Origin of the sequence: Nocardioides sp. W7 (genome assembly GCF_022919075.1) — a bacterium.
In the GTDB taxonomy this organism is placed as follows: Bacteria; Actinomycetota; Actinomycetes; order Propionibacteriales; family Nocardioidaceae; genus Nocardioides.
In genome coordinates this window covers 1,275,809-1,299,506 of the sequence record NZ_CP095078.1, presented here as the reverse complement: position 1 = coordinate 1,299,506, position 23,698 = coordinate 1,275,809, and the positions used below count along the sequence as shown (strand labels likewise).

The window sequence follows — 23,698 nt, the reverse complement described above, 5'->3', positions numbered from 1 at the left end:
CACATCGTCCGAGACGGATCGCGTCCCCATGACGCGTGTTCCCGGAGTCCCTCGGGCCTAAAGGTAAAGACCCGCCGGGAGGACAGACAGACACAAAGGGCCCAGATTCACTAGTCCGAACTAACTAGTCATTTCGGACTATGCCCGACTCGGGCAGCACGCGGGGTCGTCCTCCGGGGTGCGTCTGGCCCGGATCGGGGCCGCGTTCGGGGAAGCCGGGGCTGTCCCCGCGCTCCCGTACCCTGGGAGCCATGCCGCAGTCCTCCCGCCCGCCGTCCTCGCCGACGCCCGCCCCGCGCGGGGAGCGCCTGACCGCGAGCCGGGTGCTCTCGCACGTCGCCGTGATGCTGGCGGTCTCGGCCGTCCTGGGCGTCATCGTCGCCGGTCTGGCGATCCCGTTCGCCGGGGTGGTGGGCGTGGGCGCCCGCAACGCGTCCGAGGCGATCTCCGACCTGCCGGAGGAGCTCGACACGGGGGTCCTCCCCCAGCGCACCCAGATCCTGGACCGCCAGGGCCAGGTGATGGCGACGATCTACGACCAGAACCGGGTCGAGGTCTCGCTCGACCAGATCTCGCGCACCATGGTCAAGGCGATCGTCGCGATCGAGGACTACCGCTTCTACGAGCACGGCGCCCTCGACCTCAAGGGCACGCTGCGCGCCTTCCTGACCAACGCGGCCAACGACGGCGCGTCGGTGCAGGGCGGCTCGTCGCTCACCCAGCAGCTGGTCAAGCAGACGCTGGTGACCCAGGCGAGCACCGACGAGGAGCGCCGCGAGGCGACCGCCACCGACTACGCCCGCAAGCTGCGGGAGCTGCGCTACGCCATCGCGATGGAGGAGGAGCACAGCAAGGACTGGATCCTGGAGCGCTACCTCAACATCGCCTACTTCGGCGACGGCGCCTACGGCATCCAGGCCGCGGCCAAGCACTACTTCAACGTCAATGCCCGCAAGCTCGACCTCCGTCAGTCCGCGATGCTGGCGGGCCTGGTGCAGAGCCCGGACGCCCTCGACCCGACCGACAACCCCGACCGGGCCCTGAGTCGCCGCAACGTGGTCCTGGACCGGATGGCCCAGCTCAACGTCATCCCCGCCGAGCGGGCCGACCGGGTCAAGCAGCGCGCCCTCGGCCTACGCGTGCAGCCGGCCAACAACGGCTGCACCTCCGCCTCGGCGCCGTTCTTCTGCGACTACGTCCTGAAGTACCTCCTGCGCGACAAGTCCCTCGGCGAGACCCGCGCCGAACGCGAGAAGAAGCTCAGGTCCGGCGGCCTGACGATCAAGACGACGCTGGACCAGCGGTTCCAGGACGGCGCCGACGCCGCGGTCCAGGACCGCGTCTACCCCGAGGCCCAGGCGATCGGCGGCCTGGCCATGGTCGAGCCCGGCACCGGCGAGGTCCGCGCGATCGCCCAGTCCCGCCCGATGGGCCGCGACAAGAAGGCCGGCCAGACGTTCATCAACTACGCCGTCAACGCGAAGTACGGCGCCGCCAAGGGCTTCCAGGGCGGCTCGACGTTCAAGGTGTTCGTGCTGGCCCAGGCCATCGAGGACGGCATCCCGCTCTCCAAGGCGATCAACTCCCCCGACCCGGGCACGTTCCAGGAGGAGGACTACGAGGACTGTGACGGCGAGCCGTACGGCTACGGCCAGTTCACGGTCCCCAACTCCACCACCGGCAGCATCACCGCCAACATGTACAACGGCACCCGCCTGTCGGTGAACACCTTCTTCCTCGGCCTGGAGAAGGAGACCGGCATCTGCGAGCCGTTCAAGCTGGCCAAGAAGATGGGGCTCGACCTCGACAACCCCACGGGCGACTCGCGGGGCAACGGCGCCGAGCGGATCCCCAACTTCACCCTCGGCACCGCCGACGTGAGCCCGCTGGAGATGGCCGAGGCGTACGCCACCTTCGCCGCCCGCGGCAAGCACTGCGACGCCCGGCCGGTGACCTCGATCGAGGACAGCAAGGGCAACGTGCTCAAGACGTACGACCCGACCTGCACCCAGGTCCTGCAGGAGAGCACCGCCGACGCGGTCAGCGACATCCTGCGCGGCGTCATCGACGGCGGGTTCGCCTCCGCCCAGAGCCTCGGCCGCGACGCCGCCGGCAAGACCGGTACGACCAACGGCGGCAACTCCGTGTGGTTCGCCGGCTACACCCCGACCATGGCGGCGGCGGCGATGATCGCCGGCGCCAACCAGCAGGGCACCCCGTCCAGCCTGGAAGGCGTGAACATCGGCCCGACCACGATCTATGGCGCCTCCGGATCCGGGTTCGCCGCGCCGATCTGGGGCAGCGCGATGCGCGCGGCGCTCGATCTCTTCGACAACGCGGAGTTCGTCTACCCCTCGGGCGTCAAGGGTGTCGGCGTCACCGCGCCCGCGCCGCCGCCCCGGCAGGGTGGTGGCCGCGGGGGCCGGGGCAACGACGACAACGACCGCGGAGGTCGCGGTGGCCGAGGCGGCGGTGGTGGGCGCGGCGGGCGCTGACCCGCGCCCCCCGGCCACGACGGTCCTCGGCCATGGCTGAGGCCACGCCGGTAGCGCACGACCGCTCGCGGTCGCGGACGGTGTGGTCCGTGCTCGTCACCGGCGTGGTCAACGTCGCGCTCGGCTACCTCAGCGGGTTTCTCGTCGTGACCGCGGTCAGCTTCGTCGACAACGCCCTGCTCGGTCCTGCTGGCTACGAGTACGCCAAGAACCGCGAGTCCTGGCAGTTCCTGGGGCCCGTCGCGCTCGGGGTGCTGTTCTCGTCGGTCAACGTCGGCCTGCAGCGGTGGCTCATCGGATTCCGGCTGCACCTGTGGGTGGTCGCGCTGGTCGGCTTCCTCCTGCCCACCGGCGTCGTTCTCCTGGCCAGCTGACCCGGAGCGATCGCGCCGGCCGGGTCGGCGAACCGTCAGCCGAGCTGGCGGCGTACCTCCGCGGCGACGGCCGCACCGTCCGCCTTGCCCTTGACCTGGGGCTGGACGATGCCCATCACCTTGCCCATCGCCTTCATGCCCTCGCCGGCGGCACCGACCTTCTCGACCGCCGCCGTGACGATCGCGGAGATCTCCTCGACGCTGAGCTGCTGCGGCAGGTAGTCGGCGAGCACCACGGCCTCGGCCCGCTCCTTGGCCGCCATCTCCGGGCGGTTGCCGTCGTCGAAGGCGACCGCGGCTTCGCGGCGCTTCTTCGCCTCGGAGGACAGCACGCCGATCACGTCGTCGTCGCTGAGCTCTCGGGCCTCCTTGCCGGCGACCTCGGCGTTGGTGAGCGCGGTCAGCACCATCCGCAGCGTCGAGGAGCGCACCTCGTCCCGGCCCTTGATGGCGGTGGTGAGGTCGGCGCGGAGTCGGTCCTTCAGGGAGCTCATGCGGGCCATTGTGGCAGCCTTGCCACGTGCCCCTCACCCGAGTTCTTCCCCGCCTGCTGGGCGCGGGCGCGCTCGCGGGCGCCGGGCTCACGGCGTACGCCGCCACGGAGGCCCGGCGCTACGTGCTGCGCCGGGTCGAGGTGCCCGTGCTGCCCGCCGGGCAGCGGCCGCTGCGGATGCTGCACCTCTCCGACCTGCACGTCACCCCCGGCCAGACCCGCAAGCTGGAGTGGCTGGCCGGGCTCTCGGTGCTGCGCCCCGACCTGGTCGTCGACACCGGCGACAACCTGGCCCACCGCGACGCGGTGCCCGCCGTCCGGGACGCTCTCGGGCCGCTGCTCGACGTGCCCGGCGTGTTCGTGATGGGCAGCAACGACTACTTCGAGCCGTCCTTCCGCAATCCGTTCCTCTACCTGCTCCCCGACACCGGCAAGCGGCACACCGAGGTGCCCGAGCTGCCGTGGCGCGAGCTGCGGTCGACCTTCGCCGACCGGGGCTGGACCGACCTCACCAACACCCGGGCCCGCCTGCAGGTTGGCGAGACCACCATCGCCTTCGCCGGCGTCGACGATCCGCACCTGGAGTACGACCGGCTCGACGAGGTCGCCGGCCCGGCCGACCCCACGGCCGACCTGCGGCTCGGGGTCGCGCACGCGCCGTACCTCCGGGTGCTGGACCAGTACGCCGCCGACGGGTACGAGGCCGTGCTCGCCGGCCACACCCACGGCGGCCAGGTGTGCCTGCCGGGCGGCCGGGCGCTCACCACGAACTGCGACCTGGAGCCGGCCCGCGCCCGCGGCCTGCACCGCCACCCGGCCGCCTCCCGGCCCGGCGATCCCGGCTCGTCGTGGCTGCACGTCTCGGCCGGGCTCGGCACCAGCCCCTACGCCCGGATCCGGGTCGCCTGCCGCCCCGAGGCCACCCTGCTCACCCTCGTCCCGCGAGGCTGACCGGGGGCCGCCCGATTTCGAGCAGGCCGGTCCGCTCCGGTATGCTCCCGTGCTTGTGAGCCCGGCCCCGGCCGGTGCTCATGGATCGGGCTGTGGCGCAGCTTGGTAGCGCGCTTCGTTCGGGACGAAGAGGCCGCAGGTTCAAATCCTGTCAGCCCGACCAGATGATGTCTCCGGACATCGTGAACACCCGGATCCACGGAAACGTGGGTCCGGGTGTTGCTCATTTCGGGTGCTGACCGGTCGGCACGGCGGGTCGAGAGCGCGGGCGGTGACCTCGACAACGACTCATCCCCACTTCTAGGGTCCGGTGGATGCAGATCTCCCGGATCAGAGCGTTCGAGCTGGTTCGGCAGGCTGTCGGGCCGAGCCTGATCGCCGCTCCTCGGTTGCGGACACGCACCGACGACCCGTCGTTCGCCCTTCTCGTCCGCACGGTCGGAGTCCGCGACGTGGTCCTCGGGGTGGGCTCCGTGCGCGCGGTCGGCGTCCGGCGAGGCCTCGCGGCCGCGTTGGTCCCCGTCCCGTTCGTCGCGGCGGGCGTCTGGGCTCTGCGGGAGTTGGGCGATCGCGCCACCGGCCCTCACAGGGTGACTGGGGAGGATCTTCGGTGAGCGAGCCCCCCACCAGTCCCCTCTCGACTCCGGTGGCCGTAGCCGTCGGAGTCGGGTGCGGTCGGCTGACCGCTGTCGCCGTGCGCGGACTCGCGCCCGCAGCACGCCTGAGGGTCCTGTCGCTGTCGCTGGTTCCGGTCGCGCTGGTCTACCCCCTGGCCCGCACAGCAGTCCCGGACAAGCGGGCGATCCTGAGAGAAGCGGGCGGCGTGGCCGCCATGGGGTTCGTGGCCGCGCTGGCCGTTCGTCGCGACCGTGCCAACCAGGTCGCGGCAGGGGGTTGGCTGGCCCATGCCGCCTTCGACCTCATCCACGACCCCGGCGGTGGTTCGCTCATCCCCCGTTGGTACCCCGCTCTGTGTGCGGGGTTCGACGTCGGAGTCGCCTGGGACCTTCTCGCGAAGCCCTGAGGAACGCGGGTGGCCCGGTCCGGCGAGGGACGGGTCGGCGGACGAGCAGCGGCGACCGGCTCGCAGCCTGTCAGCCGACCCGGTGCGACGATCCCCGTACGCTGCGCCCATGGCGGCGCACCTGGCACGAGCGACCCGCGTCGACGTGCTCCTGGCCGGCGGCTGCGCGATCGTCGCGGCCGGGATCCTGCTCCTGCTGCCGGTGCTGGAGCAGGCGGATCCGGCGGCCACGGACGGAGCTCCGGACGCCGGTGGCGGCGCCTGGTGGGCGGTGCTCGTGCTGCTGGTCGCGCAGTCGGCCGCGCTGGTGTGGCGCCGCACGCATCCCGAGGTCGTCGCCGTCGTGGTGGCGGCCGCGGTGCCGGTCGGCGCCGCGATCGGGATGGGGCCGGTCCTGGGTCTCACCTCCCTGCCGCTGCTCGTCGCCGTCTACACCCTGGCGACGCTCCGGGCCCCGGCCCGCGTCTGGCCGCTGCTGACGCTGATCGGCGCCCTGATCGCCGGTGGACACCTCGCCGCGGGGCTGCGCGACGACGTCCCTGCCGGCGAGGCGGTGGCCACGGCGCTGCTGCAGGTGGTCAGCCTGATCGGCGCACCGCTGCTGGTCGCGGCGCTGGTCGTGGCCCGTCGGGAGGCACGCACGGCGGGCGCGGACCGGCTGCTCGCGCTGGCGCGGGAGCAGGAGGCCCTGGTCCAGGCCGCGGTCGCCCGGGAGCGCACCGCCATGGCCCGCGAGCTCCACGACATCGCGGCGCACCACCTGACCGGGATCGCGGTGATGAGCGCCGCCATCGCCACTCAGATCGACACCGATCCGGCGGCCGCGAAGGCCGCCGTCGGCGAGGTACGACGCCAGAGCACGGCGGTCCTGCGCGACCTGCGCAGCCTGGTCGGCCTGCTGCGTGACCACGACGAGACCGCGGCCGCCGCCGGAGTCCGGACGGAGACGCTGGCCGGCATCCCGGGTCTGGTCGCCGGAGTCGCTGCAGCGGGCCAGGACGTCGGGCTGACCGTGCTGGGTCCGGGCGACGGGCGGACGCAGGGCGCGGGGATCGGCCCGCTGGCCCAGCTGGCGGCGTACCGGATGGTCCAGGAGGCGCTCGCCAACGCCGGGCGGCACGCCCCCGGAGCCCGCTGCGAGGTCGAGATCGACGACCGCGACTCCGCCGCCCTGGTCGTCACGGTGCGCAACGACCCGGCCCCGCAGCCGTCCGACCCCGGCCTGCGTGGTGGACTCGGGCTCGTGGGGATGCGCGAACGGGCCGAGCTGACCGGAAGCCGGCTGGACGTGGGCCCTGCCCCCGACGGCGGCTGGCGGGTGCGGCTGCGCGTCCCCCGGGCCGGAGCGGAGCCGGCGTCGTGATCCGGGTGGTGGTCGCCGACGACCAGCCGCTGGTGCGGGCCGGCCTGACCACGCTGCTCGACGCGGCGCCCGACATCGAGGTCGTCGCGGCGGTGGCGGACGGACGAGCTGCCGTCGACGCCGCCCGGGCGCACCGCGTCGACGTGGTGTGCACCGACATCCGGATGCCGGGCCTGGACGGCATCTCGGCGACCCGGGAGCTCAGCGGCCCGGGCGTCGAGGACCCGATCGCGGTACTGGTCCTCACGACCTTCGACATCGACGAGTACCTCTTCGGCGCGCTCGAGGCGGGCGCGTCGGGCTTCCTGCTGAAGGACGCCGAGCCGGAGGAGCTGGTCGCCGCCGTGCGCTCCGTCGCCGCGGGGAACGGGACGATCGACACCTCCCTGACCAAGCGGGTGCTGCGCGAGGTCGTCACCCGCCGCGGCACCCGGCCGGCGGTGGCGGCGCGCCCCTCCGACCTACTCACCCCCCGCGAGCTCGACATCCTGCTGCTGCTGGCCCAGGGCATGTCGAACGACGAGATCGCCGACGAGCTGACCCTGGAGGTGTCGACCGTGAAGTCCCACCTCGCCCGGATGATGCCCAAGCTCGGGGTGCGCTCGCGCCTCCAGGCCGCGGTCTGGGCCTACCAGAACCGGGTCGTCGACCTCCCCGACTGAGCCGGACCGAGGGTTTCGTCGGGGTCGTTGCATCGAAGGATGCAACCCGCGATCTCATCCCTGCGCGGCTCGTGGGCGAGGGGTCCGGATTCCTAGCGTGGTGGGCATGACGATCCAGCATCAGACCTCGCCCGTCGACGCCGCGACACGCACCGTCGTACGCCTCGTCGACCTCCACAAGTCCTACCCGCACCGCACCGAGCCGGTCCCCGCGCTGCGGGGCGTCTCGCTCACCCTGACGAGCGGATCGTTCACCGCCGTCATGGGTCCGTCGGGCTCGGGCAAGTCCACGCTGCTCAGCTGCGCGGCCGGGCTCGACGTGCCGACCGGCGGCCAGGTCGTCGTGGGCGAGTACGACATCAGCAGGATGTCCGCGGACGCGCTGACCCGATTCCGGCGCGACCACGTGGGCTTCGTCTTCCAGGCCTACAACCTGGTCGACCACCTCTCGGTCGCCGACAACATCACCCTCCCGGTGGTCCTCGCCGGCCGCGAGCCGGACGCCGCCTGGCTCGCCGAGCTGGTCGGGACGGTCGGGCTGACCGGCCTGGAGCGTCGGCTGCCGGGCGAGCTGTCCGGCGGCCAGGCCCAGCGGGTCGCGATCGCCCGCGCGCTCTTCACCCGGCCGGACGTCGTCTTCGCCGACGAGCCGACCGGCGCCCTGGACTCGCGCACCGCCGCCGTGGTCCTCGACGTACTCCGCTCCACCGCTCGCGCGCTCGGCCAGACCGTCGTGGTCGTCACCCACGACCCGCAGGTCGCCGCCGCGGCCGACCGGGTGCTGTTCCTCGCCGACGGGCTGCTGGTCGACCAGCTCGACCAGCCCACCGCCGAGCAGGTCGCCGCGCGGATGCTCGGACTGGGCCGGTGAGTGCGATGAGCAGCACCTGGACCCTCGCCCGCCGCAGCGCCTGGGCGCACCGCGCCGGCCTCACCGGCACCGCCCTGGTGCTCGCCCTGGCGGGGCTGCTGCTCGCCGTCGCCGGTGCGCTCGCCGAGTCCGGTCTCCGAACCAGCGGCGACGACGCCGCCGCGGACGGCGGACTGCTCCTGCTGCTGGCGGGCTCGTTCTCCGGCACCGTGATCACCGTCGTCGTGCTGGTCGTGGCCGCCACCGTCTCCCTCGCCCTGCGCGGCCGCCGCCGCGAGCTCGCGCAGCTGCGCGCCGTGGGCGCCACCCGGTCCCAGCTCCGCTCCCTGATCGGCGCCGAGGTGCTCCTGGTCGGGCTCGTCGCGGCACCGCTCGGCGCCGTCGCCGGCGTGCTGCTGGCCGGCCTGCTGACTCCGCTCCTGCGGGACGCGGGGGCGATCGCGGCCGGTGGCTCGCTCACCCTCAGCCCGCTGCCGGTCCTCGGCGCAGCGGCGCTGGTGCTGCCCGTGGCCTGGCTGTCGTCCCGGCTCGCCGCCCGGGAGACGCTGCGCGCCGCACCCGGCCAGGCCGTCCGCACCAGCACGGTCGAGGCGCGCTCCATCGGCGTCGTACGACGGGGCGCGGCCGTCGCCGTCGCCCTGCTCGGTCTCGCCGCCGCCTTCAGCCCGCTCCTCGTCCCGGGCACGGTCGGCAGCGCGGGTGCCGCGACCTCGGCCTTCCTCCTCGTGGGCGCCGCCGCGCTCGCCGGCCCGCTGCTGATCGGCCGGGCCTTCGCCGGCGCCGCCCGGTGGGACCGGCTCCTCGGCCCCGCCGGCCGGCTCGGCGTCGCCAACCTCCGCGGGTTCTCGCAGCGACTCTCGATCGTCGTCGTCCCCCTGGCCCTCGCCCTCACCACCGGCACCGCCCAGACCACCGTCGACCGCACCGTCGCCGAGGCCACCCGGGCTCAGCTGGTCGACGGCCTGGACGCCGACCTGGTCGCCACCGCGAGCGGCGGGGTGCCGCCGTACGCCGCCGACGCGGTCGCTGACCTGCCCGGGGTGGCCGGCACCACCGCCCTCGCCGCGGCGCCGGCTCGGGTGCGGATCGACCCGGACCTGGACGGCGTCATCGACGCGCTGGCCTGGGAGCCGACGACCGTGCGCTCCCTCGGCCCCGGGTCCACCGGGCTGCTCCTCGATCCCGACGTCAGCTCGGGCTCGCTGGCCGACCTGGCCACACCGGGCACCGTGGCGGTGAGCAGCGACGCGACCTTCGACACCGGCTTCCGGATCGGCGGCACCGTCCCGCTGCGCTGGGCCGACGGGACCACCAGCCGGCCCCGGGTGGTCGCCGTCTACGAGCGCGGCCTCGGCTTCGGGGACTACCTCGTCGGCCCGGCCACGCTCGACCAGCACCGTGCGGAGCGGACGGTCGAGTCGCTCCTGGTCGAGGCCTCCCCCGGAGCACTCGACGACGTCCGGACCGGCCTCGCCGGGCTCGGCCTCCGCCCGACGAGCCCGTCGGCGTACGCCGAGAGCGCCACCGCGGCCGGCGACGCCGAACGGCGGCTCTCCACCGTGCTGCTGCTGGCGCTGCTGGCGTTCGTGTTCCTCGCGGCCGCCAACACCCTCGTGATGGTCACCGTACGGCGCCGCGACGAGCTCCGGCTCTACGGCCGCACCGGCGCCACCCGCGCGCAGCTGATCCGGATGGCGGTCGTCGAGGCCACCCTCACCGGAGGACTGGCCTGGCTGATCGGCACCTTGGCCGTGCTGCCCGCGGTGCTCGGCGTCGGGTTCGGGATGCTCGGCCCGGCGGTCCCCCCGGTGGACCTCACGGCGTACCTCCTCCTGAGCGCCGCCGTCCTCGCCCTGCCGCTGCTGACCGTCGTCCCGGTGGCTGCGCGGATGGTCCGCCGCTGACCGCGGGCCGTCCGCGATCGGGGGACCGGGGACGTGCCGTCTGACACACTGGCCCGCATGTCAGCCGACGACCGCGACCCGGGCGCGCCGTCCCTGGAGCCGCCCTCGTTGTTCCGACGCAGGCGCCGGCCGAAGGCCGGTCCCCCGGAGGAACCCACTTTCGACGAGCAGCCGACCGAGGCGATCGAGCCGGCGCCGGCCGAGCCGACCGAGGTGCTGCCCCCGGTGCCGGAGCCCGAGCCCGTCCCCCTGCCCGAGCCGGTCCCCGGACCCGCCCCGGTCCCCGCGCCCGCCCCGGTCCCGGGACCGGAGCCCGTGCCCGTCCCCGGACCCGAGCCGGTCGAGCCCGCGCCGCTGTTCGTCGACGAGGTGGAGCCGGACGGCGCCGCCGCAGCCGGGGCCACGAAGACCCTGACACCGACGAAGGTCCTGAGGGCGCCCCGCGCCCCCGTCGTGACCGGCCTCGCCGCTGCGCTCGCCACGGGGCTCCTGGTTGGCCTGCTGGTGGTGCTGCTGACCGCAGGTGGACAGCAGGTCTGCGAGGCCGCCCAGGGCACGTCGTCGTGCGGCGGGGCGGGCTACCCGATGATCCTGGCGATCCTGGTCCTGGCGGTGCTGGCCGGCGGCGCGCTGCTGCGCTGGTCCACCGTGCCCGACCCGGTCAGCACCAGCTTCCTGGCCGTGGGACTGCTCGCGGTGATCGCGCTGCTGTTCCTCGTGGAGTCGCTCGACTCCTGGTGGATGCTCGTGGTGATCCCGGTGGTCGCGATGGCGACGTACGCCGCCAGCCACTGGATCACCACCGCGGTCATCGAGCCCGCGCGCGAGTAGTCCCCGCGCCGGGTGGGCGATGAGCTGCAACCGACCGCGTGGACGCAGAGGGAACGGCTGCTGGCGCACCGCCGTCCGGCTCAGCGCGAGGCTGCGACCAGCTCCGCGATCTGCACGGTGTTCAGCGCCGCACCCTTGCGCAGGTTGTCGTTGCTGATGAACATCGCCAGTCCGCGACCGTCCTCGACGCCCTCGTCCTGCCGGATGCGCCCGACGTACGACGGGTCCTGGCCCGCCGCCTGCAGCGGCGTCGGGATGTCGGACAGCTCGACGCCCGGCGCGGCGGCCAGCAGCTCACGCGCCCGCTCGACCGAGAGCGGCGAGGCGAACTCGGCGTTCACCGACAGCGAGTGGCCGGTGAAGACCGGCACGCGGACACAGATGCCGGAGACCTTCAGGTCCGGGAGACCGAGGATCTTGCGGGACTCGTGACGGAGCTTCTGCTCCTCGTCGGTCTCGTTGAGGCCGTCGTCGACGATCGAGCCCGCGAGCGGCAGCACGTTGTAGGCGATGGTGCGGGCGTACTTCACCGGCTCGGGGAACGCCACGGACGCGCCGTCGTACGCCAGCTCGCGGGCCTTGTCGCCGGCGGCCGCGACCTGGGTGGCCAGCTCGTCGACGCCGGCGATGCCGGAGCCGGAGACGGCCTGGTAGGTCGAGACGATCAGCCGGACCAGGCCGGCCTCCTCGTGCAGCACCTTCAGGACCGGCATCGCCGCCATGGTGGTGCAGTTGGGGTTGGCGATGATGCCGCGCCCGGCGGCGATGACCTCAGCCGCGGCGTCGGGGTTGACCTCGGAGACGACCAGCGGGATCGCCGGGTCCTTGCGGAAGGCGCTGGAGTTGTCGACGACGATCACGCCGGCGTCCACGAACTTCGGGGCCAGGGCCCGCGAGGCGGTGGCGCCGGCGGAGAACAGCGCGACGTCGAGACCGGCCGGGTCGGCGGTCTCGGAGTCCTCGACGACGATCTCCCGGCCGGCGTACTGCAGCACCTTGCCGGCCGAGCGGGCCGAGGCGAAGAACCGGATCTGGTCGACCGGGAAGTTCCGCTCCTCCAGGATCTGGCGCATCGCGACGCCGACCTGGCCGGTGGCACCGACGACGCCGATGTTGAGACTCATCGTCCGGTGCCCCCGTAGACGACCGCCTCGACCTCTTCGGCGTCCAGGTCGAAGGCCGAGTGGGTCGCGCGGACGGCCTCGTCGACCTGGGCCTCGGCGACGATGACCGAGATCCGGATCTCGGAGGTGGAGATCATCTCGATGTTGACGCCGGCCGAGGCGAGCGAGGCGAAGAACTTCGCGGTGATGCCGGGGTGGGAGCGCATGCCGGCGCCGATCAGCGACACCTTCCCGATCTGGTCGTTGTAGAGCAGCGTCTCGTAGCCGACCTCGTCCTGGATCCGCGCGAGCGCGGCCATCGCGGTCTGGCCGTCGGAGCGTGGCAGCGTGAAGGAGATGTCGGTGAGGTTCGTCGCGGCCGCCGAGACGTTCTGGACGATCATGTCGAGGTTGACCTCGGTCGCGGCCAGCGCCTCGAAGATCCGCGCCGCCTCACCGACCTTGTCGGGCACGCCGACGATCGTGATCTTGGCCTCGCTGCGGTCGTGGGCGACGCCCGCGATGATCGCCTGTTCCATCTCTTCTCCCTGCTGCGCGTCGGGAATGATCCAGGTGCCTTCGTTCTGGGAGAAGGACGAGCGCACGTGGACGGGCATGTCGTAGCGGCGGGCGTACTCGACGCACCGCAGGTGGAGGATCTTGGCGCCGGAGGCGGCCATCTCGAGCATGACCTCGGTCGAGACCCGGTCGAGCTTGCGGGCGGCCGGGACGATCCGCGGGTCGGCGGTGAAGACGCCGTCGACGTCGCTGTAGATCTCGCAGACGTCGGCGCCGAGCGCGGCGGCCAGCGCCACCGCGGTCGTGTCGGAGGCGCCGCGACCCAGGGTCGTGACGTCCTTGGTGTCCTGGGACACGCCCTGGAAGCCGGCGACGATCGCGATCGCGCCGTCGGCGATGGCGGCCTCGATCCGGCCCGGCGTGATGTCGATGATCTTCGCCTTGCCGTGGGCGGAGTCGGTGATGACGCCCGCCTGCGAGCCGGTGAAGGACTGCGCCTTGTGGCCGAGCTGGGCGATCGCCATCGCGACCAGCGCCATCGACATCCGCTCGCCCGCGGTGAGCAGCATGTCGAGCTCGCGCGGCGGCGGCAGCGGCGTCACCTGCTCGGCAAGGTCCCGGAGCTCGTCGGTCGTGTCACCCATCGCCGAGACCACCACGACGACGTCGTGGCCGGCCTTGCGGGTGTTGACGATCCGTTGTGCGACGCGCTTGATGCCGGTCGCGTCAGCGACGGACGAGCCGCCGTACTTCTGCACGACAATGCCCACGGTGCTTCCTCGAGGTCGATGTGTACAGGGGGTCGCCGACAGGGTTCAGCCTGCGCCACAGGCGTGGCGACCGCACCTGAGTTTACCGGCCCGTGACGTCGTCGCCCGCGAGCATCTCATCGGCGGCCGCGACCTGCTCGGCGTCGAGCTCGACCTCGGCGTCCAGGCGGGCGTGGGTGACGATCGACTGCAGGGCCTGGAGCGCGGTGCTGGCGCTGGTGCCCCAGGACGAGACGTAGGAGAACTGCCACCACCACAGCGCCTCCGCGACGTCGCCGTTGCGGAAGTGCCGCAGGCCGTTGGCGACGTCGTTGGCGATGCTGGTCAGCTCGTCGGAGAGGTTGGCGGTCACCGGCTCGGGCACGTAGGGGTCGAAGACGTGGGTGTACGTGTCGACCGGGTCGAGCAGGGTGGCCAGCCTCAGCCGCATGGCGTCCAGGTCGGGGTCCGGCCCGACGTCGGGCTGGTACTCCTGTGCCGGCTCGAAGTCGGCCTGCGCGCCGAGGCGCGCCCCGGCCAGCAGCAGCTGGCTCACCTCGAGCAGCAGCAGCGAGATCGCCGCCCCGCCCTCCTCGTCGCGCGAGATCGCCTGCAGGGCGACCAGGAAGCTCTCGACCTGGTCGGCGATCTGCTGGGCGAACTCCTCGGTCGCGGAGTCGGACAGCCGGTCGCTCGTCATCTCGGTCATCTCAGTCATCTGCGGATCGTCTCCCTGCAAAGGCTCGTCCCAGGGTGACCTCGTCGGCGTACTCCAGGTCACCCCCCACGGGCAGTCCACTCGCCAAACGGGTCACGCGCAACCCGATCGGCTTCAGCATCCGGGTGAGGTACGTCGCGGTCGCCTCGCCCTCGAGGTTCGGGTCGGTGGCCAGGATGGTCTCGGTGATGGTGCCGTCGGCCAGTCGGGTCATCAGCTCGCGGATGCGCAGCTGCTCGGGCCCGATGCCGTCGATCGGCGAGATCGCGCCGCCGAGCACGTGGTAGCGGCCGCGGTACTCGCGGGTGCGCTCGATGGCCACGACGTCCTTGTACTCCTCGACCACGCACAGCACCGTCGGGTCCCGCCGCGGGTCGCGGCAGATCCGGCACTGCTCGTCCTGCGAGACGTTGAAGCAGACGCTGCAGAACTTCACCTTGGCCTTGACCTCGATGAGTACGTCGGCGAGCCGGCGGACGTCGGCGGGGTCGGCCTGGAGCAGGTGGAACGCGATCCGCTGCGCGCTCTTGGGACCCACGCCCGGCAGCCGACCGAGCTCGTCGATCAGGTCCTGGACGACGCCTTCGTACAACTCAGAATCCCAGCTGGCCGAGGCCGGACAGGCCGCCGGCCGGTCCACCCGGGTCGCCGCCCGGCAGCCCGCCGGCCAGCGGCCCGAGCGCCTCGCCGGCGAGCGCGTCGGCCTGGGCCTTCGCGTCGCGGTAGGCGGCCACGACCATGTCGCCGAGGTCGGCGAGGTCGTCGGCGTCCGACCCGTCGAACTGGCCGGCCTTGATCTCGACGCCGACCAGCTCGCCGACGCCACTGACCGTGACGGTCACCGCGCCGCCGGCGACGGTGCCGTCGACGGTGGCCTCGGCGAGTCGCTGCTGGGCCTCCTGCAGCTGGCTCTGCATCTGCTGGGCCTGCTGGAGCAGGGCGTTCATGTCGAAGCCACCGCCGCCACCGAGGGCGTCGAAGGGGTTCTGGGTCATGGGGTCACCTCGTGGGAGCAGGGAATGGTCATGGGTGGCGGATCTCCTCGACGATCCGCGCGCCGAGCTCACGGGCCAGCAGCTCGGCACCGCCGAGCTCGCCGTCGTCCGCGTCGAGGTCGTCGGGGTGGGCGTCGGCGTCGGCGTCCGCCAGGTCGTCCGAGCGCGGGATCTCGGCCCCCGCCGGACGGGTCTGCTGGACGGCCTCGCGGGCCAGGGAGATCGCGTCGGGCCCGGAGCGATCCGGGGCCGAGCGTGGGTCGGACTCGGGAGCCGGGTCGGGCTCGGACGCGGCCCAGTCCGGCGGCGCGTCGGGAGCGGGCGGGGCCGCGTCTGCCGGGGGTGCGGGCGTCTGCTCGGTGGGCGCCGCGGGTGCCGGCTGCGCGGCGGGCGGGGGGGTGCCCGATCCGCCACCGGTGCCCGGCTGGGTGCCGGGATCGACGATGGTCTCGATCTTCCAGTCGGCGCCGACGACGTCGATCGCCGCCTGCCGGAAGACCTCGTCGCAGCCGCCGGCCATGAACGAGTCGCGGGCGCCGGCGTTGGAGAAGCCGATCGTCAGGACCCGGCCCTCGATCCCGACCACCTGGCAGTTCTGGGTGAGGATCATCCAGGCGACCCGGCGGCGCAGCTTGATGGCCTCGACGATGTCGGGCCAGAGGCGGCGTACTTCGACGAGGTTGAGCCCACCGCCCGCAGCGGGGGCGGGCGCCGGAGCGGCCGGCGCGGGCGTGGCGGCGGGCGCCGGGGGCGGGGTCCGCTCGGGCCGCTGCTCCGTCACCGGCTCAGGCTGCGGGGTCGGCGCCGGAGCGGCCGGGACGGGCTCGGGGGCGGGCTGCGAGGTCGCAACGGCCGGCTCGGGCGCAGCCGGGGCGTCGACCGGTCGACGGCTCTCGACCGGCGGCGACGGCGGCGGGGCCGCCTCGCTCGCCCGGTCGGAGGCGACGGTGACGGCGGCCGGCCGGTCCTGCGCGGGCGGCGCCGGGACGGCCTGCGGGGTCGCCGCGGCGGACGGCACGCCGGTGATGGTGAGCCGCCTCTCGAGCCGGTCGACGCGCGCCATCAGGCCGGCGGTCGAGTGGTCGGCCCCCGGCAGCAGCACCCGGGCACAGATCAGCTCCAGGAGCAGCCGGGGGGCGGTCGCGCCGCGCATCTCGGTCAGCCCGGTCGCCACCAGGTCGGCCGCGCGGCTGAGCTCGGCCGCGCCGAACCGCGCGGCCTGCGCGACCAGCCGCTCGCCCTGGTCCTCGGAGACGTCGATGAGCCCGGAGGCGGTCGCCTCGGGCACCGCCGCGACGATCACCAGGTCGCGCAGGCGGCGCAGCAGGTCCTCGGTGAAGCGGCGCGGGTCCTGGCCGGTCTCGATCACCTTGTCGACCACCCCGAAGACCGCGGCGCCGTCGGCGGCGGCGAACGCGTCGACCACCTCGTCGAGCAGGGTGTCGGGGGTGTAGCCCAGCAGGCCGGTGGCCAGCGCGTGGGTGACGCCCGCGGGCCCGGACCCGCCCAGCAGCTGGTCGAGGACGGAGAGGGTGTCGCGCGCGGACCCGGCCCCGGCCCGGACCACCAGCGGCAGCGCCGCCGGCTCGATCGTGACCTGCTCCTTCTCGCACAGCTCGGAGAGGTACGACGACAGCAGCCGCGGCGGGATCAGCCGGAACGGGTAGTGGTGGGTGCGCGAGCGGATCGTCGGCAGCACCTTCTCGGGCTCGGTGGTGGCGAAGATGAAGCGCAGGTGTGGCGGCGGCTCCTCCACCAGCTTCAGCAGGGCGTTGAAGCCCTGCGTCGTCACCATGTGGGCCTCGTCGATGATGTAGACCTTGTAGCGGCTGCGCACCGGCGAGAAGAACGCCTTCTCGCGCAGGTCACGGGCGTCGTCGACGCCACCGTGGGAGGCCGCGTCGATCTCGATGACGTCGATCGAGCCCGGACCGCCCCGCGCCAGGTCGCGGCAGCTGTCGCACTCGCCGCACGGATCGGCGATCGGGGCCTGCTCGCAGTTGAGCGCGCGGGCCAGGATGCGCGCCGAGGTGGTCTTGCCGCAGCCCCGCGGGCCGGAGAACAGGTAGGCGTGGTTGACCCGGTTGTGGGCCAGGGCGGACCGCAGCGGCTCGGTCACGTGATCCTGGCCGATGACCTCGGCGAACGTCTCCGGCCGGTAGCGGCGGTACAGCGCGAGGGGGGACTCCACGTAGGAACCCTAACGACCGGCTCCGACAGCCGGTAGCGGGTGGCGTACGGCGTGCGTTCGGTCTGCTCGCGAGAGCTGGATCGGGTCTCGATACGCGTCGGCGTCCTCGCTCGCTTCGCTCCCGAGCCCGCCCGACGCTACTCGACCTCCTGCCCTCTTCCACGCCCTCGCAGGCTCGGGCGTGGGGGCATGAAAAGGCCCCCCGCGCACCCGACAGAGCTCACTTACCCTTGCTGCCTTCCGGCCCTGGGGGAGTTGGGCGAGATGTCGCCACACGGGGGGTTGGGCATGAGTGTAGGTGAGCCCTCCCGGGCCGACCAAAGCGAGGTCGTCGGCGCGCCGATCGCCGAAGACGGAGGGGATTTCACCCCCGTCCCCAGCGACCGGTACTGTCCTCCGCGGAGGATTCGCCTAGTGGCCTATGGCGCTCGCTTGGAAAGCGGGTTGGGTGTGAAAGCCCTCAGGGGTTCGAATCCCCTATCCTCCGCCATCGGAACGGCGCCGACACCTCGTGTCGGCGCCGTTCCGCATTCGTGGCCGGCCAGCAGCCGGGGCTGATTGCCGTTTGGTCACCAACGGCGATCAGCCTTCGTGCCCGAGACCAGGAGGGCAGGGTCCCGGCCCGGACACCGTCGCCGACTACCCGTGCGCGCTGAGGACGACCAGCCGCTGGGTCGCGCGAGTCATGGCGACGTACCGGTCGACGGCGCCCTCGATGCCGGTCCCGAACGCGTCCGGTTCGACGAGCACGACCAGGTCGAACTCCAGGCCCTTCGCGAGCTCCGGGGTCAGCGAGCGCACGCGAGAGGTCTCCTCGAAGGTCGGGTCACCGATGACGCAGGCGGTCCCCTCGGCATGCTCGGCGAGCCAGCCGTCGAGCACGCGGCCGAGGTCGGTCGTCGGCCCGTGGGAGACCGGTACGCCGGTGCTGCGCACCGAGGTCGGAACGTTGGCGTCCGGGAGGGCAGCCCGGATGACCAGCTCGGCCTCGCTCATCACCTCCTCCGGCGTCCGGTAGTTGATGCTCAGCGGGGCCAGCTCGACCCGGTCCAGGCCGATCCGCTCCAGCCGCTCCTGCCACGTCTCGGAGAAGCCGTGCCGGGCCTGGGCCCGGTCGCCGACGATGGTCAGGCTGCGCGACGGGCACCGGAGCAGCACCATCTGCCATTCCGCATCGGTCAGCTCCTGCGCCTCGTCCACGACGACGTGCGCGAACGGGCCGGCGAGCGGGTCGGGGGCCTCGACGGCGTGCACGGCCTCGTCGACGATCACGCTCTGGGCGTCCGAGACGCGCAGCATCGACATCACCTTCATCTCCGAGTCGTCGGTGGCGACCAGGTGGTCGACGACCAGGTCCATCTCCTCGCGCTCGGCGGCGACCTGCGCCTGCTGCCGACGCCGACGCCGCGACGCCTCCGGGTCGCCGAGCCGCTGGCGGGCGGCGTCCAGGAGCGGCAGGTCGGAGACGGTCCAGGCGTGGGCGTCGCGCCGCTGCAACCGGCGTACGTCGTCGGGGTCGAGGCCCGGCGCGCACCGGCGCAGGTACGCCGGCACCGTCCACAGGTCGCCCACCAGGTCGGTGTGCTCGATCAGCGGCCAGGACCGGGCGAAGGCGTCGACCAGCTCCTCGTTGCGGACCAGCGACCGGCGTACCAGCTCCTCGGAGACCTCGTCCTCGTCCTCGGCCTCGTGCTTGTCGACCAGGATCGTCAGCAGCTCCTCCCAGACCTGGTCGCGGGCCTCGTTGTGCGGGGTCCCGGGCGCCGGCGAGCCGAACGCCTCGGCCCAGTCCGCTGCGCTGAGCCATACGTCGGACCAGTGCGTCTCGACCACCATCCCCTCGGTCGGCGGCTCCTCGTAGAGCGCGACCGCCGGCTCGATGGCCCGCACCATCGCCAGCGACGACTTCAGCCGGGCCACCTCCGGGTCGGTATCGGGCACCGCCGCTGCCCCCTCGGGGACCAGGTCGCGCAGGGTCGCCGTCTGCACGCCCTCCTCCCCCAGGCTCGGCAGCACGTCACCGACGTAGGTCAGGTACGGCTGGTGCGGACCCACGAACAGCACGCCGCCCCGGCGGTGGCCCAGCCGGGGGTCGGCGTAGAGGAGGTACGCCGTGCGGTGCAGCGCGACGACCGTCTTCCCCGTACCCGGCCCGCCGTCGACGACGAGTGCCCCGCGCGAGCCGGCGCGGATGATCGCGTCCTGGTCGGCCTGGATGGTCCCGAGCACGTCGCGCATCCGGTCCGACCGGTCGGCGCCCAGGCTGGCGATGAACGCCGACTGGTCGTCGAGCGCGGCGGCGTGGCCGTCGTACCCCTCGGCACTGAAGACCTCGTCCCAGTAGTCGGTGATCCGGCCAAGGGTCCAGCGGTAACGGCGCCGACTCGCCAGCCCCATCGGATCGGCGTGGGTCGCCCCGAAGAACGGCTCCGCCGCGGGGGAGCGCCAGTCGAGCAGCAGCCGCCGGCCGGCGCTGTCGGTGAGGCCGAGCCGCCCGACGTACACGGGCTCGGCGCCGTCCGCCGGGACCATGTGCCCGAGGCACAGGTCGAGTCCGAAGCGGCGCAGGGTCCGCAGCCGCGCGCTCAGCCGGTAGATCTCCTGGTCCCGCTCGAGCGCCGCCTGGCCGCTGCCGCCCGGCTCTCGGCGTACGGCGTCGAGGCGCTCGGACAGGTCGGCGATCGAGCGCTCGAGGCTCGCGGCGATGGCGACGAATCTCTGCTCGTCATCGGCGATCAGCGCCGGGTCGGACTTGGCGGAGAGGTGCGCGGGCAGCTCGAAGACAGTGGTCACGGCGGGCGATTCTGGGGCTGGACGGGGGTCTTGCCGCAAGCCCCCGGGTGGGCTATAAGTTGAGAGTGGAGAGGCGAGGTCGCCTCTCCTTTCGTATGTCGGTTCAGCGACACTCCTGCTCGTCCGGGCAGAGCGCACCCTCCCGCGACAGCGGGACGCCCGCCTCGAAGAGCTCGACCCACGCGTCGGGCACGAGCGGCGCGTCGACTCCGCCGTAGCCGAGCTGTGCCGCGGCGTCCCCGACGAGCGCGTGGGCGGCACCGCGGGCGTCGATGAGGTACGACGAGCCGCCGTCGACGCGCGCGTGGCCACCATGACCGGGCTCGACCCGCACCCGCTCCGCCGGGGCGAGGAGTCCCTCCGCGGACGCGGCCTCGGTCGGGTCGGTGGCCAGCAGGACGACGGGCGCATCGTCAGTGCCGGCGACCAGCAGGGCGCAGGGCTCGCCGTGCACCTCCCCGAGCGGGCCCACGGGCCAGTGCGCTCCGACGAAGGGCGGGAGCGCCGCACGCACCCGGGGAGTCTCCTCGAGGACCACCGGCTCCAGGCTCAGCGGCTCGGCGAGCGACGGCCGTACGGCGGCCTCGTAGACGGCCTTCGCGAACGGGTCCAGCGTGGCCGGTCCGGCGACGGTGAGGACCTGGAAGTGCTGGCCGTCCGTGGTGACGACCTGCCCGATCCGGGAGCCCGCCGGCAGCCGACCAGGGCCCTGGTCGGGGGCGGGTTCGCCGTACCCCTGCGGGCCGAGGCTGGCGAAGTCCAGCGCCCCGCCGGAGGGCAGGAGCCGGAGCCATCGCTCCGGCACCTCGCGCGCGGCGGCGGTGATCGGCAGGCCGAGAGCGGCGAGCAACGGGTCGGCCACGCCGCCGTCCGGCAGGGAGTACCGGTAGGCGCGGCGCGGCTCACCGGGCTCCGCGCGCCCGGTCGCGACGACGAAGAGGCGTCCCTCGCTCACCACCGTGAGACCCCGATCGGTGACGGGCCGGACGCCGGGCTCGGCCGAGATCCCCACCGCGAGCCCACCGCCCACGGACGTGCATGCCGACCAACCGCGGTGGACCAGCCGGTCGGGGTCGGGGACGGTCTGGGGCGCGCCGAGGATGCCGAGCTCGGGGCCGAGCTCCTGAGCGGCGATGGTGTCCTCGGAGAGCAGGGTGGGCGCCACGTGCCCGAGGATCAGCCGGGCGGACGTGACGTTGGGGACCGGGTGGAGCACGGGGTCCTCGCTGCGCTCGAGGATGACGTAGAGCGCGCCGGAGTCCTCGGCGATCAGCAGACCCGGCTCGTCCCAGCCGTCCGGGTCGCCCCCGACCAGCAGCCGTGCGACCAGCGCGCCGGCGACCAGCAGCACCGCGAGCGCCAGCCCACCCACGACGGTCCGGCCCGGACGGGTTCGGTCGACCTCGTGGCCGCCGTGAGCCCCCGAGACGAACGCGGTGACGAGCCGCCGTCGGTCGAAGCCCTGGGCCTCGGCCAGGTCGCGTGTCGTCGCCACCGATCAGGGCCCGACCGAGGACGGCAGGCCAGTGGCCAGCACGAGCAGCGGGAGCAGCGCCAGCAGACCGAGGGTCTCCGCGACGTCGCCGAGCCGACCGCGACGTACCGGGGAACGGGCGGGGAGCAGGGTGGCGGCAAGCAGCACCGCGCCGACCGCCAGGAGGGCGGCCGCCGTGATCGGCCGCCACCCGGGCCACCAGGCGAGCACCGAGACCGCGACGACGACGAGGCCGAGCACGCCGGAGAGCAGGCCGACCCGCACCTCCGCGCCGGTGCGGTGCTGGCGGGTGCGGAGCATCACCAGGCCGCATGCGACGAGAGCCAGGAGGGTCCCGGCGGCACCGAGCCGGACCGCCAGCGGCAGGACCAGCACCAGCACCAGGCCCACCGCGCCGGAGCTGGCGACCAGGAGCTCGTGGGCCAGCCGAGCGTCCGTCCGGACCCGCAGCAGGTCGACCTCCGCGGCGTGCCGCGGCTCCGCGCCGGCGCCGGTGCCCGTGGCGCGGACCCGCAGCAGGTCGACCTCCGCGGCGTGCCGCGGCTCCGCGCCGGCGCCGGTGCCCGTGGCGCTCAGGGCCAACCACGGGAGCACGCTGCCCATCAGTACGACCACGACCAGCGTGGTGGTCAGCACCACCGCCCCATCGACGTCCGCCACATGCACCGGCACGCCGGTGGCCAGCGCGACGGCGCCGACCACCACCGGGGGGATCAGCAGGGGGCGGCCCTCCTCGAGACCGGCCAGCGCCAGCAGGCCGGTCAGCAGGACTGCGGCCCCGGCACCCGCGAGGGGCTGTCCGAAGAGCTCGCCGTCGGTCGGCAAGACCCCGGACGCCGCGGCGTACGACGTGCTGGTCCACGCGAGCGCGACCGCGGCTTCCCGGTCGCGCCGGACCCGCGAGAGCACCACGGCTGTCCCGAGCAGGACGACGGCCACGACCCCGGCGAGGGCGGCGGCGACGGCGGCGGTCGGCGAGCCGCGCTGCATCAGCAGCGCCACGGCGCCGAGCACCATCAGCAGGACCGCCGCCCCGAGAGCGGTACGACGGCCGGCCTCGGACGACCACGGCCGCAGGTCGCTCTCGACGACGTCGGCCATCGCCTCGGCGACGTCGTCGTAGACCCGGGGCGGCTCGTCGTCGATCCCGGCGGAGACCGCGAGGAGGCCACCGTCCTCGACGCCCTGGACCACCAGTCCGCCCTCGGGTGACAGCGTCCGGCCCGCCGCGGTCATCAGCTGGTACCCGCCGTGGACGGTGCGCGCGTCGAGCAGCCCGACGCTGCGCGCGAGCTCGGGCAGCAGTTCGGCGACCGGCACCGAGCCGGGCAGCACGAGGTCGACCCGCCGGCCTGCGGAGGTCACCGTGACCCGCAGCAGGTCGGCCGGCCCGGCGACGGGACTGCGTGTCATCGGCTCTCCTCCCGCTCTGGTGCCGCCCGGCTGGGAGTCACTCAGGCCCTGATCTGGAACGCCTCCGCGCCGCGCAGATCGGCGGCGGCGTAGTCCGCGTTCGACTGTTGGACGGTGCGGCCGGTCTCGTCGAGCAGGTCCTTCAGCTCCTGGATCGCCCCGTCCCACCTGGCCTTCGCGGTGTCGTAGGCGGTGCGGGCGTTGCCGGCCCACTGGTGGCGCAGGGGGCCCAGCTCGCTCTCGAGCCGGTCCAGCCGGTGGTCGATGTCCATGACCTTCGCGCGCAGGTCCTGGGCGGCCTGGTCGAGGCCGGCGTGGTTGACGCGGATGCCGTTGAGGTCCATCTGATCCTCCTGGTCTCGGGTGCCGGCTCAGACGCCGTCGAGGCGGCCGGCGGTGCGGACGTAGTGGGTGGACTGGGTCTCGTCGGTCGAGACGTTGTCGTGCTCGGTCGAGACCAGGGAGGCCTCGAACTCGTCGAGGGCGGACACGATGACGCGCTGCTTCTCCGTCCAGGCGTGGTGCAGCGCGAAGAACGCGGCACCGCCCTGACCGACCCAGCGGCCCCGGAGGGCGCCGATCTGGTCGTCGAGCTGGCGGGCGTAGCCGTCGAAGTCACGCTTGGCGTCGGCCACCAGGGTGGCCGCTCTGGACAGGGACTTCTCGCCCTGGCCGAACTCCGGGGTTGCGTGGGACATCTCGTCTGCTCCTTCCCCGTGGCGGCGGGGGTCGCCGCACTCCGAGATCTGTCGGC

At 73.5% G+C, this 23,698-nt stretch carries 22 protein-coding genes, 2 tRNA genes and 1 other RNA gene; 12 read left to right on the top strand and 13 right to left on the bottom strand.

What is annotated here, in order from left to right; all coding sequences use genetic code 11:
• Positions 1–251 precede the first annotated feature (251 nt).
• Both MUB56_RS06160 and MUB56_RS06155 read left to right on the top strand, forming a co-directional pair.
• On the top strand, positions 252–2,495 hold the full coding sequence (locus MUB56_RS06160; RefSeq protein ID WP_244931024.1) for a transglycosylase domain-containing protein: 2,244 nt from the start codon (positions 252–254) through the stop codon (positions 2,493–2,495).
• Between the two features lie 32 nt (positions 2,496–2,527).
• Entirely contained in the window at positions 2,528–2,869 is a 342-nt protein-coding gene (locus MUB56_RS06155) for a hypothetical protein (RefSeq protein WP_244931023.1), read from the top strand.
• 35 nt (positions 2,870–2,904) lie between these two features.
• Here the strand turns inward: MUB56_RS06155 and MUB56_RS06150 are convergent, their stop codons facing one another.
• A complete protein-coding gene (locus MUB56_RS06150) occupies positions 2,905–3,363 on the bottom strand; it encodes a GatB/YqeY domain-containing protein (protein ID WP_244931022.1) in 459 nt (152 codons plus the stop codon).
• 26 nt (positions 3,364–3,389) lie between these two features.
• Between MUB56_RS06150 and MUB56_RS06145 the strand changes: the two genes are divergently transcribed.
• The 9 genes from MUB56_RS06145 to MUB56_RS06105 all read left to right on the top strand — a co-directional run bounded on the left by MUB56_RS06145 (position 3,390) and on the right by MUB56_RS06105 (position 10,968).
• On the top strand, positions 3,390–4,313 hold the full coding sequence (locus tag MUB56_RS06145) for a metallophosphoesterase (protein ID WP_244931021.1): 924 nt from the start codon (positions 3,390–3,392) through the stop codon (positions 4,311–4,313).
• Between the two features lie 86 nt (positions 4,314–4,399).
• A tRNA-Pro gene (locus MUB56_RS06140) sits at positions 4,400–4,476 on the top strand.
• A gap of 151 nt (positions 4,477–4,627) precedes the next feature.
• Positions 4,628–4,927 (top strand): hypothetical protein, encoded by a 300-nt coding sequence (locus tag MUB56_RS06135; protein WP_244931020.1) that lies wholly within the window; start codon positions 4,628–4,630, stop codon positions 4,925–4,927.
• The gene (locus MUB56_RS06130; RefSeq protein WP_244931019.1) at positions 4,924–5,337 is read left to right on the top strand and encodes a hypothetical protein; all 414 of its coding nucleotides are present in this window, start codon (positions 4,924–4,926) and stop codon (positions 5,335–5,337) included. The genes MUB56_RS06135 and MUB56_RS06130 overlap by 4 nt, the downstream gene beginning before the upstream one ends.
• 109 nt (positions 5,338–5,446) lie before the next feature.
• The gene (locus MUB56_RS06125; RefSeq protein WP_244931018.1) at positions 5,447–6,700 is read left to right on the top strand and encodes a histidine kinase; all 1,254 of its coding nucleotides are present in this window, start codon (positions 5,447–5,449) and stop codon (positions 6,698–6,700) included.
• Positions 6,697–7,362: a response regulator transcription factor gene (locus MUB56_RS06120; RefSeq protein ID WP_244931017.1), complete on the top strand. Its 666-nt coding sequence runs from the start codon at positions 6,697–6,699 to the stop codon at positions 7,360–7,362. The genes MUB56_RS06125 and MUB56_RS06120 overlap by 4 nt, the downstream gene beginning before the upstream one ends.
• Positions 7,363–7,468: 106 nt before the next feature.
• Positions 7,469–8,233 carry an ABC transporter ATP-binding protein gene (locus tag MUB56_RS06115; protein WP_244931016.1) on the top strand — a complete coding sequence of 255 codons (765 nt, stop codon included), beginning with the start codon at positions 7,469–7,471 and terminating at the stop codon, positions 8,231–8,233.
• Between the two features lie 5 nt (positions 8,234–8,238).
• The gene (locus MUB56_RS06110) at positions 8,239–10,137 is read left to right on the top strand and encodes an ABC transporter permease (RefSeq protein ID WP_244931015.1); all 1,899 of its coding nucleotides are present in this window, start codon (positions 8,239–8,241) and stop codon (positions 10,135–10,137) included.
• Between the two features lie 57 nt (positions 10,138–10,194).
• Complete coding sequence (locus tag MUB56_RS06105) at positions 10,195–10,968, top strand: hypothetical protein (protein WP_244931014.1); 774 nt, start codon at positions 10,195–10,197, stop codon at positions 10,966–10,968.
• Positions 10,969–11,048: 80 nt separating this feature from the next.
• On the opposite strand, the gene MUB56_RS06100 is transcribed toward MUB56_RS06105, so the two are convergent.
• From MUB56_RS06100 to ffs, 7 genes are all read right to left on the bottom strand, one after another.
• Positions 11,049–12,092 carry an aspartate-semialdehyde dehydrogenase gene (locus tag MUB56_RS06100; protein WP_244931013.1) on the bottom strand — a complete coding sequence of 348 codons (1,044 nt, stop codon included), beginning with the start codon at positions 12,090–12,092 and terminating at the stop codon, positions 11,049–11,051.
• Complete coding sequence (locus tag MUB56_RS06095) at positions 12,089–13,360, bottom strand: aspartate kinase (RefSeq protein WP_244931012.1); 1,272 nt, start codon at positions 13,358–13,360, stop codon at positions 12,089–12,091. Before MUB56_RS06095 ends, MUB56_RS06100 begins: the two co-directional genes overlap by 4 nt.
• Positions 13,361–13,442: 82 nt before the next feature.
• Positions 13,443–14,057 (bottom strand): DUF5063 domain-containing protein, encoded by a 615-nt coding sequence (locus MUB56_RS06090; protein ID WP_244931011.1) that lies wholly within the window; start codon positions 14,055–14,057, stop codon positions 13,443–13,445.
• Positions 14,050–14,649 carry a recombination mediator RecR gene (recR, locus tag MUB56_RS06085; protein ID WP_244931010.1) on the bottom strand — a complete coding sequence of 200 codons (600 nt, stop codon included), beginning with the start codon at positions 14,647–14,649 and terminating at the stop codon, positions 14,050–14,052. The genes MUB56_RS06090 and recR overlap by 8 nt, the downstream gene beginning before the upstream one ends.
• A gap of 1 nt (position 14,650) precedes the next feature.
• The gene (locus tag MUB56_RS06080) at positions 14,651–15,052 is read right to left on the bottom strand and encodes a YbaB/EbfC family nucleoid-associated protein (protein WP_244931009.1); all 402 of its coding nucleotides are present in this window, start codon (positions 15,050–15,052) and stop codon (positions 14,651–14,653) included.
• A 28-nt stretch (positions 15,053–15,080) separates the two neighbouring features.
• The gene (locus MUB56_RS06075; protein WP_244931008.1) at positions 15,081–17,243 is read right to left on the bottom strand and encodes a DNA polymerase III subunit gamma and tau; all 2,163 of its coding nucleotides are present in this window, start codon (positions 17,241–17,243) and stop codon (positions 15,081–15,083) included.
• Positions 17,244–17,436: 193 nt separating this feature from the next.
• An RNA gene (gene ffs, locus MUB56_RS06070) (signal recognition particle sRNA small type) lies at positions 17,437–17,527 on the bottom strand.
• A gap of 116 nt (positions 17,528–17,643) precedes the next feature.
• On the opposite strand from ffs, the gene MUB56_RS06065 reads away from it, so the two are divergent.
• Positions 17,644–17,733 (top strand) — tRNA-Ser (locus MUB56_RS06065).
• A 149-nt stretch (positions 17,734–17,882) separates the two neighbouring features.
• On the opposite strand, the gene helR is transcribed toward MUB56_RS06065, so the two are convergent.
• The 5 genes from helR to MUB56_RS06040 form a co-directional block, all read right to left on the bottom strand.
• Positions 17,883–20,036: an RNA polymerase recycling motor ATPase HelR gene (gene helR, locus MUB56_RS06060; RefSeq protein ID WP_244931007.1), complete on the bottom strand. Its 2,154-nt coding sequence runs from the start codon at positions 20,034–20,036 to the stop codon at positions 17,883–17,885.
• Between the two features lie 103 nt (positions 20,037–20,139).
• Positions 20,140–21,531 carry a type VII secretion protein EccB gene (locus tag MUB56_RS06055; RefSeq protein ID WP_244931006.1) on the bottom strand — a complete coding sequence of 464 codons (1,392 nt, stop codon included), beginning with the start codon at positions 21,529–21,531 and terminating at the stop codon, positions 20,140–20,142.
• Between the two features lie 3 nt (positions 21,532–21,534).
• Positions 21,535–22,944, bottom strand: a complete 1,410-nt coding sequence (gene eccD, locus MUB56_RS06050; protein ID WP_244931005.1) for a type VII secretion integral membrane protein EccD — start codon at positions 22,942–22,944, stop codon at positions 21,535–21,537.
• 41 nt (positions 22,945–22,985) lie between these two features.
• Complete coding sequence (locus tag MUB56_RS06045; RefSeq protein ID WP_244931004.1) at positions 22,986–23,288, bottom strand: WXG100 family type VII secretion target; 303 nt, start codon at positions 23,286–23,288, stop codon at positions 22,986–22,988.
• 27 nt (positions 23,289–23,315) lie between these two features.
• Positions 23,316–23,642: a WXG100 family type VII secretion target gene (locus MUB56_RS06040; RefSeq protein WP_244931003.1), complete on the bottom strand. Its 327-nt coding sequence runs from the start codon at positions 23,640–23,642 to the stop codon at positions 23,316–23,318.
• Positions 23,643–23,698 lie beyond the last annotated feature (56 nt).